Origin of the sequence: Mesomycoplasma ovipneumoniae, assembly GCF_038095995.1 — a bacterium.
GTDB lineage: Bacteria > Bacillota_I > Bacilli_A > Mycoplasmatales > Metamycoplasmataceae > Mesomycoplasma > Mesomycoplasma ovipneumoniae_F.
Genome location: NZ_CP146005.1, coordinates 409,948 through 428,131, shown reverse-complemented (window position 1 = coordinate 428,131; position 18,184 = coordinate 409,948). Strand labels below are relative to the sequence as shown.

Sequence of the window (18,184 nt, the reverse complement as noted above, 5' to 3'; positions counted from 1 at the left end):
GTTTCCCAGTTTTAAGACAAAAATTCACTTTTTAGTGAATATCCCGAGTTTCCCAGTTTTAAGACAAAAATTCACTTTTTAGTGAATATAAATATGAAGAAACACCCGTAAATCGGTGTTTTTTTAATGTAAAACCTTAATTTTATAAGTAGCATTTGGTAGCATTTTAAGTAATTTTATGGTATAATTATAAATTATGAAAAAACAAAAATTAACTAAGTTGGTTTAGTATCGATGTTGCAAAAATTAAGACAAAGGGTTGAATTTAACACTTTAGATCAGCAAATTATATTTAAAAAACACGATGGTGTCCCTAGCGATCCAAACATTTGAAATAGATATGATTTTTACTTTGATATCTTAATAAATCACTAATAAAATTGTAACCAACTTTTACCAAAAAACTTAAAAAAGTCCCTAAAACCGGATACTTTTTTAAAATTACCTTATGAAACTGGGAAACTCGGGAAAATATATAATCTGCAATCCCGAGTTTCCCAGTTTTAAGACAAAAATTCACTTTTTAGTGAATATAAATATGAAGAAACACCCGTAAATCGGTGTTTTTTTAATGTAAAACCTTAATTTTATAAGTAGCATTTGGTAGCATTTTAAGTAATTTTATGGTATAATTATAAATTATGAAAAAACAAAAATTAACTAAGTTGGTTTAGTATCGATGTTGCAAAAATTAAGACAAAGGGTTGAATTTAACACTTTAGATCAGCAAATTATATTTAAAAAACACGATGGTGTCCCTAGCGATCCAAACATTTGAAATAGATATGATTTTTACTTTGATATCTTAATAAATCACTAATAAAATTGTAACCAACTTTTACCAAAAAACTTAAAAAAGTCCCTAAAACCAGATACTTTTTTAAAATTACCTTATGAAACTGGGAAACTCGGGAATATGTACTAATTTATCCCTATCCCGAGTTTCCCAGTTTTAAGACAAAAATTCACTTTTTAGTGAATATAAATATGAAGAAACACCCGTAAATCGGTGTTTTTTTAATGTAAAACCTTAATTTTATAAGTAGCATTTGGTAGCATTTTAAGTAATTTTATGGTATAATTATAAATTATGAAAAAACAAAAATTAACTAAGTTGGTTTAGTATCGATGTTGCAAAAATTAAGACAAAGGGTTGAATTTAACACTTTAGATCAGCAAATTATATTTAAAAAACACGATGGTGTCCCTAGCGATCCAAACATTTGAAATAGATATGATTTTTACTTTGATATCTTAATAAATCACTAATAAAATTGTAACCAACTTTTACCAAAAAACTTAAAAAAGTCCCTAAAACCAGATACTTTTTTAAAATTACCTTATGAAACTGGGAAACTCGGGAAAACCAGATACTTTTTTAAAATTACCTTATGAAACTGGGAAACTCGGGAAAATATATAATCTGCAATTATTTTTTTCAGATCTTCTAAAGTTATTTTACTGTAGTTTAACTCGTTTAAGCATTCACTTTTTATAATTGAAAATCAATATTCAGCCTCCCTATTATCCAAAGAATTTCCTAGACGAGACAACGAAACAGTTCCTCCCATTTTATTTATTTTGTCAATATAGACTTTTGAAGTGTATTGAAATCCATGGTCTGAATGAATAACAAAATCTTTATCAATAGACCTAAATGTCTTTATATTATCCATAACTAAATTAAGATCATTGTTTACAGATAATTTAAAATCTCTGATTTTTTTAGTTTTATGCTCAATTATTACAGACAAAAATACATGGTTTTCCTTAACATCTCTGGGAGCTTTTATATATGTAATATCAGTAGCAAAAATATTCCTATTTAATTTATCATTGTAGTCGCGTTTAACAATATCCGGAAGTGCGAATTTGGTGTTCTTAATTTCGCTCTTTCTTCTTCGTTTTCTAATTTTGCATACTAAATTCAATCTTTTTAAATGTCTTCCAAGACTTCGAGCGTTAATGTCAATATTATATTTCATAGAAATATAAGCACTCAACCTTAAGCGACCATATCTACCTTTGTTATCAAGAAAGGATTTTTTAATTATTGCGTCATTTTTGTGCTCTTTTACTTTTATAACTCTAGTTTTAGATTTTGCCACTGCTTGTCTACATACATTAAAAATTTTTGCAGATTTGCTGTAGGGAATATTTAGTGTTTTGGCTTCACTAAGTTTTGCTGATTTTGATTTATCTTTGTTGGTTTCGTAATATCTCTTAGCTATTTCTATTAATTCTTCTTTTGTAAATTCGTTTCAATCGGGTTCAATTTGTTTTTTAGGTTTGCCACTCCCTGGCTTTCTCCTTGCACCCTTTTTATCTAATAATTGGTCTTGCATACCATTATTATAATATCTAATAATTTTTTTGATTCTTCGAACTAGTTGACTTCTGGTTGTAAAATTTGTATCTGGCGAAATATCATTTATATAATTTATTGTTTTTTTTAATCCAAATTCATTGTAAATTTTATAAATCATATCAAACTCGTCTTTTTTAAAGTGTCTTGACATTAGTATTTCCCTTTTTGTTGCATTTGAAAATTTAAAAAAACTAACACTTTTGGTGTTAGCTTTCTCCTTAAACTCAGACAAAAAAAGCCAACACCTTAGTGTTACTTTTCTTTGTCCTAGTTTATTTCCCGCTTTTTTCAATTTTTTAGCCAAAATTTAATAAGAATTTTTTTACTGATTCACTAAAATATCAAAGTAAAAATCACACCCCTGAGTTTCCCGGTTATGGCTAAAATTCACTTTTTATTGAACACAAATATGCAAAAATACTGCTAAATCCGTGTTTTTTGCCGCTAAAATCTTAATTTTTATTATTTTAAATTTAGCCTTTGCAAAAAAAAAAAAAAATGCTTGGTCTAAAAAAAATTTCTGCTATAATTACACTCACTAAGAATAGTTAATAAATTTTGATATTGAATTAAGGGGGAATTAGTTATGTTTTTTGTCTAAAAAAATCAGAAAATGCAAATTATCCATTATATTTTTAAATATGATGGAATGCCTTAAATTTAACCGTTTAGAAATCTTCAAATTTAGGGCTTTTGGTTATTGTTCTTTCAAAACTTCATATGTTTTTTAGGCTCACTGCAAATAAAAACGAGTTTTCTATTTGCAGTGAGTTTAAATAGTAGTTGTATTTTTTTATGATTTTTGTTATTTTGTCCATAAATTGATTTTTGTCATTGTCTTAAAATAGGTAATTAATTTTTGTCAAAAATCTTAAAAAAGTGCCCAAAACTAATAAACCAGGACACTTTTTTAAAATTATCTCGTCAAACTGGGAAACTTGGAAAAATAAACGGTAAATAGAAACGGCGCAAAAAAAGTTAACACTGAGGTGTTGGTTTTATTGTCTTAGTTTACTAGTTTTATATTTTACCTTTCCCTTGGGAGACCTGTAAATTAACCAAAAATGCAAGCACTTTTGCTTGCATAACAGAATCAAATTTTACAGATTCACTATTTTACAGTTTGCTAACATATTTTTATAGATTTAGAAGATTAAAATCCATTTTTCTTTCTGTCAGATATAGATCATAAGCCATTACTGCAGGAATAAATTACTTGAACATTTTGCAATCCAATATTTTCCATCATTTCAAGTTTTACTTCACCTTTATTTTCGATAGAATCATTTTCTGAAGGTAGAAGAAAACAATTCTTAACTGCTGAAAACTCATGATCATTTATAAATTTTTGATAAGCTAATTGATATAAATATTGTTTTGTAATTGATTCTATTCCTGGCTGTCCACTTGGTGTAATTCCGTATTCCAAATGTGCGTTATAATACTTTGCGTCAAATATAATAAATTCATAATTACCATCATTTTGAAAGATGGATACTAAATCTGGTATTAAAGTATTTTTCGCCTCTTTGCCTGTAATAGTCCATAAAGGCTTTTCAATTAAATCTATTAATTTTTTCTTTTTATCATAACCATCTTTTAAAAGCACTGGAAGATTCAAAGCATCCAAACTATTTTCCAATTGATTGTTCATAATGTGTGAACAAATCTTTTCCCAAACCAAATTAAAATTATTAGTTCCAAACAAAGTTAAGCAATCAAGATCATGAAGACTGCCTTTTTTGTCTATATAAGAATATATGGTCATTAAAAGTAATTGTTTTCTCGTGTTATACTGCAGACCTAGTTCTTTTTCAATTCTATATAAAATATAATCTTCATCGCCGAAATCATCTAATTTCTCATCAGATAAATCTACTTCTGTGATTTCAAATAAATCAAGAAGAGTGGCTTTCTTTAACTCTTTAGAAATCTTTGTTAGTATGCATTGATGAAGCCGAGTAAAATAATCAAAGTCATTGGCAACTCTTTTACGAGTGTGTAATTCGATATAATATGGTTTTTCATTTGATAAAATTGCAAATGATTCATTTATAGTTTTATCCCATAAAATTTCTCCTATTCCATTGAATTCAACAATTTCTTCTGTACTGTTGTAAATTCCATTTTCATAATAATCATTTAATAAAAACAAGATTACTGCCAAAAGATTAAATGAACTACTTTCACTACTATCATTAAACATTTTTATAATCTGTTCGGAAGAATTGTATTTTTCAAGAACTTTTATTATTTGTTTTAACTCATTAGTAGGATTCTTATTGCTTAATAGATACTTTGGATAACACTTAAGCACTCTACCTGCTATAACAATAACTCCAACAAAAGTAAATACATAAAAATATTCATTCTCGCCTACTTTAACACCAGATATCTCTATATGTTCATCTAGTAGTTCATTCATGTTCTTTTGTTTATCAGAAGCTTTTACCGTTTTTAAGACACCATATTCTTTTAATTTTCTAATCAATATAATAGCTTCATCTTCATTAGATTTCAAAATGTTACAAAGTTCTTTTTGAGTATAACGTATTTGTTCCCTTACAAATTCGGAGATCATAGAAAAAGCTCCCCCTAATTATCTGAGCTGTCATTTTTAGGTTCAACATTTTCAATATCGCAACCTGATACAATATCAGTATTGAATATTTCAACACCTTTTTGTTCAAATTCTTTGCAAATTTGAGAATATCTCGTGCTATCATTAGAGCACCCTTGAAATAGTTTTGACCGTTTTTGTTTGGCCGCATCCTCGAATAAGTACATAATCACTTTATTTTTAAATGCACTAATAAATTTTTCTCTATTAATTTCATCTCCTTGCTCAGGAATTATAATATCTTTAGAAAGAAAATATGGCCCTAATTGTTTATCTTCGTTTATTTTACAATCAGCAAGGAATTTATTAATAGCTTTTCTCAATTTGTTTCATTCAATTTTTTGTGTCTTATTATCAGAAAGCATAACATATTTTCCATGTAGAGCATGATCATTGTCATCAATTCCTAGATATGTGAAATCCCATCTTCTTTTAAATGCAGTATCCATTGGAAATACACCTTGATCAGCAATGTTCATAGTAGCCCATATAAACATATTATTTGGTATCTTTATAAACTCAAGTTTTGATTCTTGCACTCCTAGTTGTTCTGATAAATATCTTCTCATGTCATTAGTGGTTGCAATTTTATATTCACTTACACCATCACTATCTCTATCCAATAGTTGAAAAATATCACCAAATACTGCAGCAACATTTGCTCGATTAATTTCTTCTATTAACAATACAAAAGGTCTAGGATTACCGGTCATCGCATTTTTTAAGGCTTTAACAAGAACTCTCATAAATGGACCAGGAACGTATTGGTATGAAATATCTTTTTTTCTAGATTCTGGTTTATATAAGTTTACATATTGTCTAATATCTATTCCAATATTTCGTCCTACATTACTATCAGTGGCAGCAGTACCTTTTAATCTTCTGATAGTAAAGTCCCCATCTATGTATAAGCCTAACAATACCGGTAATCTATTAAGTCCGCGAACCTTAAATTTATCAAACAATAAGTCATACTTTTCTTGAGCTGACTTAGTTGTGTCTGTTAATACAGAAAGAATATATTTATCAGTAACTGTAAGATTTTGGAAAGAATCATCAACCATTACAGGCTTATATGTGCCAACAAAGTTTGCATATGAATAGTCTGGATGAAAAGTTACTCTCTCATATTGATCTTGATTATTTTCTCCTAAAAGCTGTTGCAAGTCATTATTTAGAGTATAACTTTTACCAGTACCAGGTGCTCCAAAGATAATACGATTTCTAGGAATTAAACTATTATATGAAGTTAAAAACACATCTTCCATATCTTTTTTGTTTTCTTTATCTTGGCTCTGTTTATCCATTTCTAAAGATATGTCTTCGTTTGAATGGGTTGCTTCCAACATATCATTCTCTATATATTCTACAAATTCGTCTTTTGTGAATTTTCTATTTCCTAATTTGTATTCTTTCTTCTTTTTATCATATAAAATATTCATATAATATCTCCAATTACAATTTTTGCATTGCATTTTCGACAATATTCTTTCTACAAACAGAATACAGTCCAATGTTAGCCATAAAATAACCTAATTTTGCTTTTTAAGTTAAAAAAGCACGAAAAATCAGAGACTTTTTTAAAATTATCTCATCAAACTGTGAAACTCGGGACTAATTTATTAAAAATATTTTAATTTGCATTGCAAATTTAAAATAAATCACTTTTACTTTAATATTTCTAATTATTCATTAAATATTGATTGACGATACTCATCAGTTTGCTTATACATTTCAACATGAATATCAACTCTTATTGTATTTATTCGATCAAAATTATCAATAAAAACTGTTTTTAAGTCGTCAAAAGATTTTATTTCGTACTTTTTACTATTAAAATCAAAACTAAATGGCTTTAATTTATTGAGTTTATCCTTTCTTTGTTTATACATATCTTTTTTAAAATCACTAAATGATTTGTATTTATCACCAAAAATCATTTTTAAAACATGAGAATCACTACCTTTGACAACTCCTTCTGGCACATCAGTTTGTTTATTTGATTTGGCAGAAATATAAGGAATCATCCCGCCATAATAACCTTTTTCGGCAAGAAGTTCAAATGCAACCCTTCTAAAATTGAGCCCACCAGAGACTCCTTCTGTATTTTCAAGTATTCCAAAATATGGTCTAAAGAAATTTACTGTATAGTAATTATTATGCCCGAATGATGTAACCCAGTCTCCTCCAACATTCGCACCAACAATATTTTTGTCAACTAAATCGTCAATTGAATTTATCGAATTAAATTCAGAACTTCCAACTCAAGATAAAGTATCATTTTTTGTAAAACCGCCACTTCCGAGTTGGATTTTTCTATAATCTCTAGTGTCTGATGGCTTTTTTGCAATTATTGCCTCAGCTTCTGCTAAATCTAAAAGATAAATTATGTCAAAAAGATTTTTATAGTATTTTTCCAAATCAGCTAAATTACTAAATCTTTCTGGACTTGAATTACGGACTAATTGCTGACCACCTCCGTATTTTTCAATAAAATTAAAGGCTAAATCTCCAGGTTCGTCACTGTAAGGTGCCTGAAACATTCCTCGTGCAAAGGATTCAGCCCGATGACCAAATCGTTTTCCATATCCATCAAGCAAAATATCATTATCAAAAGTATGAGTACTTTCATGTGAAAATATCGATTTTGCGTATTTTGTTAATATTTTTGTGCCATCAAAATACATAAGTTTTTTATTTTCACCCGGAACAAAAGCAGCATAATTTTTATCTCTTAATGATAATCAATGACCAACAGGCAAAGAATAAGCTTTAACGCCAGGTTCGTTTTTTGGACCAAAAGTATCATAAACATCAACTATATGATTTTGCATAGTTTTTTTTGATTTTTCATTTAAAATTCGGTATAAAACATCATAGTAACCTTGAGCCGCCTCAGCAAATTCTCTGATTTGTGGTTTTAATGATTCACTTGAAGAAAAATATTTGGAAAATAATCCCGAAATATTGCTATTTGTTGTAAAAATGAATCAAAGAGTATTTTGGTCTTTTACAGTCAAAAGTGGCAAAAGTTTATTAGCTTGTTCTTCTTGTTTGAATCTTTCGATCATTGGCTTATTTACTGATGTATCGGATTTACTTTCGACTTTTGTAATATAAGCTTTTGTCAGTGAATCAAAATATTTGTCGGGTGTTTGGTCTTTTTGCTTAAATAAATTATAGTTATATTCAATAAAATCGCCAACTGATTTTGGTTTTAAATATTTTGAAAAAGCATCATGATAACCACTTGCAGTTTTGTTAGCTTTTAGATTAATAAAGTCCAATTTTCCAATGTCTTTTAACAAAGATAGACTATCATTTGATTTTCCGTAAATTCCTAGTGAGTACAATAATTTATCTTTAAAATCGGAAATTGAGTATCAACGGTACAAATAATTTAAGCCAATATAGATAGAATTTTTCTCTTTTTCTAAATCTTTTTTATAAAATTCAGTAAATTTAGTGTCACTTAGATCAAAAATATCAATATTATTTGAAACTGAATTAATTATATTTTCCAAGTCATTTTTAACTTCAGTCTCGTGTTGGTCAATAAAAAGTTGTTCTTTTATTGGACTGTTGTCAACAAAATTATTTTGAGTATCAAAAATTGAATTATCAGATAAATTGATATTTTTTAAAAGACTTATCAATCCAGAAACTAATTCAGTTTTTTTATCAGATATTAAAATATTTGGATGAACAATAAATTTAACACCATTATTTTCAAAAGAAAAGTCAATGATTCCGTTATCATTTTGCTTAAAACTGTCTATTTTGAAATCTTCTTTTTGGCCATCACCAAAGTAAATACTTAGTTTGTTTACCTTTGATTTTTCGCTGGCAAGATTTTTTACTAAATTTTTACTGTCATAAAATTCAAATCCAAGTAAATTTTTTCTGTAAAGGTTAGAGTTTTTATCCAATTTATGTGCATAATTCATAATTGTATAACGATCATAAAATGGCAAAAGTTTTGAAAAATTTGCATAAGCAATGCTAAAATCAGACTGATATCCGTTTAAATAGGAAAAATTTAAAGTTTTTAGATTAATATTTTCATTATTTAAATTTTTCCATTTTTTTGCAGCCTCATTAAAGGTGTTTTCATCAACTATATTGAGTCAATCAAAACTTTCATTATCAGCATTATTAACAAAGTTTATATTTTTAAACGACTTTTCATAGTCAAAAAAACTTGACTTATAAAAGTTACCAAAAATTGGCTTTGCATTAAAAAAATTTATCTTTGCATAAATATTTTCAACACTTCCAGTATCAGGGGAATTTGGACTTCCGTTTGTCGAAACCAAACCAATTAATCCACCAGAATTAGCAAATTCGTCAAGGCCACTATTTAAAACATTTCCTTCAATTACAATGTTTTTTAATGATGAATTCACCCCTAATTCAGCAACAATTCCTCCAATTTTATCGGAATTTATTAATTTAGAGGTGATATTTACATTTGCATAAGAATTCTCAATTGAACTTCCTCTTGTTATTATTCCGCTAAGACCGCCTGCAGATTGGGAAGAATAAATATTTCCATGAAAACTTGAGTTTTTAATAATAGAATTATTATCTAGTACGCCGATAATTCCGCCTACGATTTTTGGGCCTTTAATATCGCCAAAAAGATGAACGTTATTAACAGTTGAACCCGATGAAGAATTTGCAATTGCTCCAACTGCAAATTGGGAATTATTTATTGACTTAACTTTGAGATTTTTAAAATTAATATTTTGGATTGTTGCATTATTTAAATTGTCAAAAAGCGGCTTTTCTAAATCATAAATAGTAAAATTTTTGCCTTCAAGACTTTCTAGACTTCCAGAAAAATCAACATTTTCTAAATATGATGTAGAATTGCGACCTATTTCTGTACTTTCTGCAGAAATATCATTTGCTAATTTAAAATTTCCAGAGGGATTTGCGCGAATTTGACTAATTAATTGTTCAAAAGTCGTGATTGCACCTAATTGATTTTTGGTTTTAGGAATATAAACATCAAAAGTAGAACTAACAGTGCCATTATTTAAAATATTTATGAAATTTTGGCTAAATTCACCAATAAATTTATAATAGTCGCCTTCATTTTCAACAGCTTTTACAGTCAGTCAGACATTTTTTTGCAAATCTTCTGAATCTAATTTGATTTTATAGTTTTTTAAATCAGAGTCTAATTTATCAACTGAAAGTAGTTTTACATATTTGCCTTGAGTGTTAAAATGATATAAATTTGCAGAATTTATATTTTTAAATTCAATTTTTGAACCAGTTATTTTTAAAGAAACACTATCAATTTCAGCTTGCTTGTTTTCTAAAAAGGTTTTATCCTCAAAAATAGAAGAAACATTAATATTTTGCTCTGTGTTTTCTAGATTTGAATTATTTTCTTGCCCTGGAATAATTGGTTCTTGATTATCCGTGTCTTTTTTAGGATCATTTTTAGGATCTTTTTTAGCTTCATCACCCTTAGAAGTATCAATCTTAGGATCATTTTTAGCTTCGTCAATCTTAGAAGTATTAGGTTTTTTATCCACTTCGCTTTTACAAGCCGTGATAATTACTATTGGTGATAATGATAGGAAAACTAAACTAGAACTAACCTTCTTTAGTAAAATAAATTGCTTCATAATTTTCCCCAAAAAATCTAAATAATTATAAATAATTGTAGCATAGATATGTAAGAATTATGCAAATATGGAAATTTTGATGTATTTAAATTTGTTTTAACTGTAAATTTTTATTCTTAAATTTTGTCACACCTTTTTTCGAATAAGTCTGAAATTGGTGTACTAACTTAGCCTAAAACCAGACACTTTTTAAGATTATCTAATCAAACTGGGAAACTCCGAAAAAGCATTTATTCACTAATTTATTTAAAATAAATCACTTTTAGTTTAACACTTCTAATTATTCATCAAATATTGATTGACGATACTCATTAGTTTTCTTATTAATTTCAACATGAATAATAACTCTTATTGTAGCTATTAGATCAGAATTTTCAATATTTTCAATAAAAACTTTTTTTAAGTCGTCAAAAGATTTTATTTCGTACTTTTTACTACTAAAATCAAAACTAAATGGCTTTAATTTATTGAGTTTATCCTTTCTTTGTTTGTACATATCTTTTTTAAAATCACTAAAAGATTTGTATTTATCACCGAAAATCATTTTTAAAACATGTGTATCACTACCTTTGACAAGTCCTTCTGGCACATTAGTTTGTTTATTTGATTTGGCAGAAATATAAGGGATCATTCCACCATAATAACCTTTTTCGGCAAGAAGTTCAAAAGCTACCCTTCTAAAATTGAGCCCACCAGAGACCCCTTCTGTATTTTCAAGTATTCCAAAATATGGTCTAAAGAAATTTACAGTATAGTAATTATTATGCCCAAATGATGTTCCTGTCCCTCCAACATTCGCACCAACAATATTTTTGTCAACTAAATCATCAATTGAATTTACAGAATTAAATTCAGAACTTCCAACTCTAGATAAAGTATCATTTCTTGTAAAACCGCCACTTCCAAGTTGGATTTTTCTATAATCACTTGTGTTTGACTTTTTGGCAATTATTGCCTCAGCCTCTGCTAAGTCTAAAACATAAATTAAGTCAAACAAATTTTTATAGTATTTTTCCAAATCAGCTAAATTACTAAATCTTTCTGGACTTGAATTACGGACTAGTTGCCCTTCGTATTTTTCAATAAAATTAAAGGCTAAATCTCCATTATTACCGTTAAAAGGCGCCTGAAACATTCCTTTGGCAAAAGATTCAGCACGATGACCAAATCTTTTGCCATACCCATCGAGCAAAATATCGTTATCAAAAGTATGAGTACTTTCATGTGAAAATACTGATTTTGCGTGTTGTGTTAATAGTTTTGTCCCATCAAAATACATAAGTTTTTTATTACCTTCAGGAACAAAAGCGGCATAATTCTTATTCCCTAATGATAATCAATGATCAAGAGGCAGAGAATAAGCCTTAACGCCAGCATCAGTTTTTGAAGCAAAGCTATCATAAACATCAACTATGTAATTTTCCATAGTTTTTTTCGATTTTTCATTTAAAATTCGGTATAAAACATCATAGTAGCCCTGAGCTGATTCAGCAAATTGTTTGACTTGTGTCTTTAATAAGTCGTTTGAATAACCATATTTGGAAAATAGTCCTGAAATATTGCTGTTTGTTGTAAAAATAAATCAAAGAGCATTTTCGTCTTTTACAGTCAAAAGTGGCAAAAGTTTATTAGCTTGATCTTCTTGTTTAAATCTTTCAATCATTGGCTTATTTACTGATTTATTTGATTTGCTCTCAACTTTTGTTATATATGCACTTGTCAGTGATTCAAAATATTTGTCGGGACTTTGGCCTTCTTCCTTGAATAAATTATAGTTATATTCAATAAAATCGGCAACTGATTTTGGTTTTAAATATTTTGAAAAAGCATCGTGATAACCATTTGCAGTTTTATTGGCTTTTAGATTAATAAAGTCCAATTTTCCGATGTCTTTTAACAAAGATAGGCTATCATTTGATTTTCCATAAATTCCTAGTGAGTACAATAATTTATCTTTAATATTCGAAATTGAGTATCAACGGTACAAATAATTTAGACCAATATAGATAGAATTTTTTTCCTTTTCTAAATCTTTTTTATAAAATTCAGTAAATTTAGCATCATTTAGATCAAAAATATCAATATTATTTGAGATTGAATCAATTATATTTTCGAGATTATTTTTAACTTCAGTCTCATGTTGGTCAATAAAAAGTTGTTCTTTTATCGGACTGTTATCAACAAAATTATTTTGAGTATCAAAAATTGAATTATCAGATAAATTAATATTTTTTAAAAGATTTATTAAACCAGAAACTAATTGATTTTTCTTCTCAGATATTAAAATATTTGGATGAGCAATTAATTTAACACTGTTATCTTCAAAAGAAAAGTCAGTGATTCCATTAGTGTTTTCACTAAAACTGTCTATTTTGTAATCTTCTTTTTGGCCATCGCCAAAATAAACTCTTAGTTTGTTTACCTTTGATTTTTCACGGGCAAGATTTTTTACTAAATTTTGATTTCCATAAAATTCAAATCCAAGCAAATTTTTGCTGTAAAGGCTAGAATTTTTAGCCACTTTATGTGCATAATTCATAATTGTGTAACGATCATAAAATGGCAAAAGTTTTTCAAAATTTGCATAAGCAGTGCTAAAATCAGGCTGATATCCTTTTAAATAGGAAAAATTTAAAGTTTTTAGCTTAATATTTTCATTATTTAAATTTTTCCATTTTTTTGCTGTTTGATTAAAAGTATTTTCATCTATTATTTTGAGTCAAGGAAAACTTTCATTATCAGCATTATTAACAAAATTTATATTTTTAAACGACTTTTCATAGTCAAAAAAACTTGACTTATAAAAGTTACCAAAAATTGGCTTTGCATTAAAAAAATTTATCTTTGCATAAATATTTTCAACTCTTCCATTATCAGGGGAATTTGGCGTTCCGTTTGTGGACACCAAACCAATTAATCCGCCAGAATTAGCAAATTCATCAAGACCACTATTTAAAACATTTCCTTCAATTACAATGTTTTTTAATGACGAATTCTCTCCTAATTCAGCAACAATTCCGCCAATTTTATCGGAATTTATTAGTTTAGAGGTGATGTTTATATTTGCATAAGAATTCTCAATTGAACTTCCTCTTGTTATTATTCCACTAAGACCGCCTGCAGATTGGGAAGAATAAATATTTCCATGAAAACTTGAGTTTTTAATAATAGAATTATTATCTAGCACACCAACAATTCCGCCTACGATTTTTGGGCCTTTAACATCGCCAAAAAGATGAACGTTATTAACTGTTGAACCCGATGAAGAATTTGCAATGGCCCCAACTGCAAATTGTGAATTATTTATTGACTTGACTTTGAGATCTTTAAAATTAATATTTTGGATTGTAGCATTATTTAAATTGTCAAAAAGTGGCTTTTTTAAATCATAAATAGTAAAATTTTTGCCATCAATACTTTCTAGTCTTCCAGAAAAATAAACATTTTCTAAATATGATGTAGAAATCTGGCCTATTTCTGTACTTTCAGCAGAAATATCATTTGCTAATTTAAAATTCCCTGAGGGATTTGCGCGAATTTGACTAATTAATTGTTCAAAAGTCGTGATTGCACCTAATTGATTTTTGGTTTTAGGAATATAAAGATCAAAAGTAGAACTAACAGTACCATTATTCAAAATATTTATGAAATTTTGGCTAAATTCACCAACAAATTTATAATAATTGCCTTGATCTTCAACAGCTTTTACATTCAATCAGACATTTTTTTGCAAATCTTCTGAATCTAATTTGATTTTATAGTTGCTTAAATCAGAATCTAATTTATCAACTGAAAGTAACTTTACATATTTTTCTTGACTGTTAAAATGGTATAAATTTGCAGAATTTATATTTTTAAATTCAATTTTTGATCCATGTATTTTTAAAGAAACACTATCAATTTCAGCTTGCTTGTTTTCTAAAAAGGTTCTATCTTCAAAAATAGAAGAAACATTAATATTTTGTTCTGTATTTTCTAAATTTGAATTATTTTCTTGCCTTGGAATAACTTGTTCTTGATTATCGGCGTCAATTTTACCTTCATTTTTAGGATTATCATTCCTAGAAGCATCATTTTTAGGATCATTCTTAGAAATTTCATTCTTAGAAGCATCATTTTTAGCTTCATCAATCTTAGAATTAGTAGGTTTTTTATCCACCTCACTTTTACAAGCCGTGATAATAACTATTGGTGATAATGACAGGAAAACTAAACCAGGACTAACTTTTTTTAGTAAAATAAATTGCTTCATAATTTTCCCCCCAAAAAATCTAAATAATTATAATAATTGTAGCATAGAAATATAAGAATTGTACAAATATAAAAGTTAAAAAAATCCTTATTTTTACAAGCTATTTTTGCATTATAAGCCCTTAGTTTTTGGTTGTAAATTTTTATTGTTTCATTTTGTCACACCTTTTTTGTAAGTGCTAAAAATTCATATATTAATTTAAGCGTTATTTCCTGTTTTTTGTAGAAAACAAATGATTTTTTAATTTTTTTCAGTTAGAATGAAAAAAATTTTAAAAATGCTTGCAAAAAAAAAAAAAAAAGTAGAATTTAATTAACTACAAAAATCGTGAATGGGGTTTAATGTGGAATACTCACAAAGCATTAGCGCACTTAACATTTTTAAAGTAATTAAAATTTTAACAAAATTGCAAAATAACGGTCTAAAATACGCCCATATTGATTTTGTTGATCAAATTTATGCCCCAAATTTTGGACTAAACTACCAAATTGCAAATTATTTAATAAATTTATTCCCTAATATTGAATTTGATGCACATTTAATGTGCAAAAATTCACTTGAAAAAGTAGAAAAATTAGCTCAAATAGGTTTTAAAACAATTTTTTTACCCGCTGAACAAGTTTCAAAAACTGATTTTGAAAGATTAAATAAGTCTTATTCTAGTATAAATTTTGGTTTAATGATTCAAGCCAAACAAAAAATTGAAGACTTTAGCGAAATAATTTCCTGTTCAAATGTCATTTTATTAATGACAATAGATAAAATTGGCGGAGTTGGCGAGCCATTAAATCAACAACTTCTTTCAAAAATAGGGCAAATTCGCTTAATAAATAAAAAAATTAAAATTTACACTGACGGTGGATTACGCAAGGAAAATTGAATTGAGCTTGAAAAATGAAAAGTTGATGTTGCAATTGGCGGCAGCATAATTTTTTCATATGCAAATTTTTCTGAATTCTCTAGGCTTTGAGGAAAACAAAAAAATGCCCTTAATTAATATTGTTTTGTATTCAACGGTCGGGTTGCTGTTTCTTATTTTGATTTTTTTCATTTTCAAAAGATTATTTGAAAAAACCCCGGACAAACTATCGCAACAAAAACTAATTTCGGTAGAAAAATTCACAATTGATGCTCTTGAAATTATAAATGCCTCTGCAGATGTAAAAGTTATGACAAATTTGCTCTTAAAAAATCGTTTTTCAAAACTAAATTATTCAGTTTTACCTGGTCTTATTGTTAATGAATCAAACCTTTTTTTCGTTTCTAATATTATCAATTATCAAGTTGGTATTGAAAAAATAATAATTGATGAAAACATTAGTTTTTTGAAAAAAGGTAAGATTTTAAAGCAAAATTACTTTTCCAAAAGCCAATTTGAGTCACTTTTTAAATTTCTTGATAAGAAATTTTCTAATTCAAAAATTGTCATTTTAGTTGATGATCGGATTGATTTTAGTCAAATTGACAACAAAACTAGATTTGAAATTTGAAGCCAAGGCGATATTATAAAAAAACTAAGACAAAATAATCAAAAAATTTATGTTCCCAAAAAAATAATTGATTATTTTAGCTCAATTAATAAGTTTAACAAGGAGAAAAATGCTTAAAAATCTGTCTTGATACATTTTAGCTGCCTGAATTATTTTTTTCCTTGTCCAACTTTTTATCTTTTTTATTTACAGAGTTAATCTAAAAATTAAATATTCTAAGCTAAAAATTCCAATTAAACTCGATCTTGAAACGATAAAACAAGACTTTATTAGTAAATATCAGCAAAAATTCATAATTTTACTAATTAAAGATTTTTTCTTAAAGCCTATTTGGATCAGCCAAAAAATAATCAAAATTCCTAATTTTTATTTAGAAAATAACATTTATGGCGTAGTTAATTTGCTTTATTTTTATAACTTTTATCTCTTAAAAAGCAAAAAATCCTTGCAAATTGATATTTTTCTTTTTTCCAGTTTTCTTATAAGTTTTCATTTAAGTTTTTTATTTGCATTTTTAAGCTATTTAATAGTTAGTTTGTGTTTTTTGATTTTGACTGTTTTTGTGATATTTTTGGATTTTTTTCTAAACCGAAAATTTTATTCACAATCATATAAAGAATCAAAGCAAATTTTACTGACAAAATTAGAAAAGGACGAATTTAAAGTGGCCAGTTCATATTTTAAATATAAAAAACTTGCATTTTTGAAGAAGTATTTTTTGTTTTATCCGTTTTTATTACAGAATTTTATCAACAAATTTAATGCATTGGGGAAATAAATGAGAAAAAAAGAACTAAAAAAACAACTTGTTGAATTATATGACTTTGAAATGAAGGAGCTTGAAAACAAAAGTGAAATTGAACTGGAAAAATTACTGCAAAAGTCCAAAAATGAAGCAATTATTTTAAAGAACAATCCAAATAAATTTTTCTACATCAAATCAATGCCAAAACCAAAAGAAATTCAAACAAAAACATCAACCAAAGCAGGGTGAATCGTCTTTTTTGCCTTTATTGGCGTTCTTTTACTTGCGCTTACTTTGTTTATGACACTCGCTTTTATTAATACAGGAGGAAAAAATGGAACTTTTTAATGAAAAAATGACTAAATTTTGCAAAATTACAAACTGAAAACAAGCAGTTCATGAGGGCGTAAGGATCTTAGTTGAAAATAAAAAAGCAACTTACGATCTTGAAAAAGCAATCATGGAACAAACCGCAAAATACGGTGCCTATTATGTACTTGAAGAAGGTGTCGCACTTTTGCATGCGCCAGTTGGCGATTATTGTCTAGAAGTTGGAAGTTCAATTTTAGTCTTAGATCAAATGATCACATTTAATGACCAAAAAGATAAAAAAGCAAAAATTATTATTACTTTGTCTGCGCCAAATTCTGATGATCATATTGGCTTAATTCAAGAATTTGGCCTCTTTTTTGGTAATTCAGATTTTAAAAAAGAAATTTATGCTTCTAGAACAATCAAAGAATTTTATCAAATTATAAATAAATACCGAGGTATAAAAAATGAACATTAAATGCGTTTGTGGTTCAGGATTAGGTTCATCTTTGTTATTAGAGATGAATGTAAAATTTGTCCTTGATAAATTAAATGTCAATTATGACTCAGTTGAACACACTAATATTTCCAGTTTTAATTCCCGCGGGGTTGATTTAGTAGTTATTGGCGCTGATGTTGCCCCAAGTCTTGATTTTGACAAAGAAAAAATGGTAATTTTAACTAACATTTTATCAAAAGAAGAACTTGAATCTAAACTAAAAATAGCCTTAAAACTAAACTAATATGAAAGGATA

The 18,184-nt window shown here is 27.5% G+C and carries 14 protein-coding genes; 9 read left to right on the top strand and 5 right to left on the bottom strand.

Features of this window, described 5'->3' with window-relative positions:
* The first annotated feature begins 234 nt into the window (after window positions 1-234).
* From V3249_RS01720 to V3249_RS01710, 3 genes are all read left to right on the top strand, one after another.
* Complete coding sequence (locus V3249_RS01720) at window positions 235-375, top strand: hypothetical protein (protein ID WP_252263094.1); 141 nt, start codon at window positions 235-237, stop codon at window positions 373-375.
* Between the two features lie 304 nt (window positions 376-679).
* Complete coding sequence (locus tag V3249_RS01715; protein ID WP_252263094.1) at window positions 680-820, top strand: hypothetical protein; 141 nt, start codon at window positions 680-682, stop codon at window positions 818-820.
* A 308-nt stretch (window positions 821-1,128) separates the two neighbouring features.
* The gene (locus V3249_RS01710; protein WP_252263094.1) at window positions 1,129-1,269 is read left to right on the top strand and encodes a hypothetical protein; all 141 of its coding nucleotides are present in this window, start codon (window positions 1,129-1,131) and stop codon (window positions 1,267-1,269) included.
* A 71-nt stretch (window positions 1,270-1,340) separates the two neighbouring features.
* On the opposite strand, the gene V3249_RS01705 is transcribed toward V3249_RS01710, so the two are convergent.
* From V3249_RS01705 to V3249_RS01685, 5 genes are all read right to left on the bottom strand, one after another.
* Complete coding sequence (locus V3249_RS01705; RefSeq protein ID WP_341517626.1) at window positions 1,341-2,519, bottom strand: IS3 family transposase; 1,179 nt, start codon at window positions 2,517-2,519, stop codon at window positions 1,341-1,343.
* Between the two features lie 1,002 nt (window positions 2,520-3,521).
* On the bottom strand, window positions 3,522-4,949 hold the full coding sequence (locus V3249_RS01700) for an LlaJI family restriction endonuclease (protein WP_337902462.1): 1,428 nt from the start codon (window positions 4,947-4,949) through the stop codon (window positions 3,522-3,524).
* 14 nt (window positions 4,950-4,963) lie between these two features.
* Window positions 4,964-6,430, bottom strand: coding sequence for a hypothetical protein (locus tag V3249_RS01695; protein WP_337902461.1), 1,467 nt, complete (start codon window positions 6,428-6,430; stop codon window positions 4,964-4,966).
* A gap of 243 nt (window positions 6,431-6,673) precedes the next feature.
* Window positions 6,674-10,630 carry a ZmpA/ZmpB/ZmpC family metallo-endopeptidase gene (locus V3249_RS01690; protein ID WP_337896699.1) on the bottom strand — a complete coding sequence of 1,319 codons (3,957 nt, stop codon included), beginning with the start codon at window positions 10,628-10,630 and terminating at the stop codon, window positions 6,674-6,676.
* Window positions 10,631-10,910: 280 nt separating this feature from the next.
* Window positions 10,911-14,882: a ZmpA/ZmpB/ZmpC family metallo-endopeptidase gene (locus tag V3249_RS01685; protein WP_337902460.1), complete on the bottom strand. Its 3,972-nt coding sequence runs from the start codon at window positions 14,880-14,882 to the stop codon at window positions 10,911-10,913.
* A gap of 343 nt (window positions 14,883-15,225) precedes the next feature.
* Here V3249_RS01685 and V3249_RS01680 point away from each other — a divergent pair, with 343 nt between their 5' ends.
* Genes V3249_RS01680 through V3249_RS01655 form a run of 6 tightly spaced genes read left to right on the top strand, consistent with a single transcriptional unit; the run spans window position 15,226 to window position 18,172 of the window.
* Window positions 15,226-15,879, top strand: a complete 654-nt coding sequence (locus tag V3249_RS01680) for a ribulose phosphate epimerase (protein ID WP_337896697.1) — start codon at window positions 15,226-15,228, stop codon at window positions 15,877-15,879.
* Window positions 15,866-16,489 carry a hypothetical protein gene (locus V3249_RS01675; RefSeq protein ID WP_337902459.1) on the top strand — a complete coding sequence of 208 codons (624 nt, stop codon included), beginning with the start codon at window positions 15,866-15,868 and terminating at the stop codon, window positions 16,487-16,489. The genes V3249_RS01680 and V3249_RS01675 overlap by 14 nt, the downstream gene beginning before the upstream one ends.
* Entirely contained in the window at window positions 16,482-17,150 is a 669-nt protein-coding gene (locus V3249_RS01670) for a hypothetical protein (protein ID WP_337896695.1), read from the top strand. Before V3249_RS01675 ends, V3249_RS01670 begins: the two co-directional genes overlap by 8 nt.
* On the top strand, window positions 17,151-17,465 hold the full coding sequence (locus tag V3249_RS01665; protein WP_044285932.1) for a hypothetical protein: 315 nt from the start codon (window positions 17,151-17,153) through the stop codon (window positions 17,463-17,465).
* Window positions 17,452-17,907, top strand: a complete 456-nt coding sequence (locus V3249_RS01660) for a PTS sugar transporter subunit IIA (RefSeq protein ID WP_337902458.1) — start codon at window positions 17,452-17,454, stop codon at window positions 17,905-17,907. Before V3249_RS01665 ends, V3249_RS01660 begins: the two co-directional genes overlap by 14 nt.
* Entirely contained in the window at window positions 17,897-18,172 is a 276-nt protein-coding gene (locus tag V3249_RS01655; RefSeq protein WP_010321201.1) for a PTS sugar transporter subunit IIB, read from the top strand. Before V3249_RS01660 ends, V3249_RS01655 begins: the two co-directional genes overlap by 11 nt.
* The last annotated feature ends 12 nt before the right edge of the window (window positions 18,173-18,184 follow it).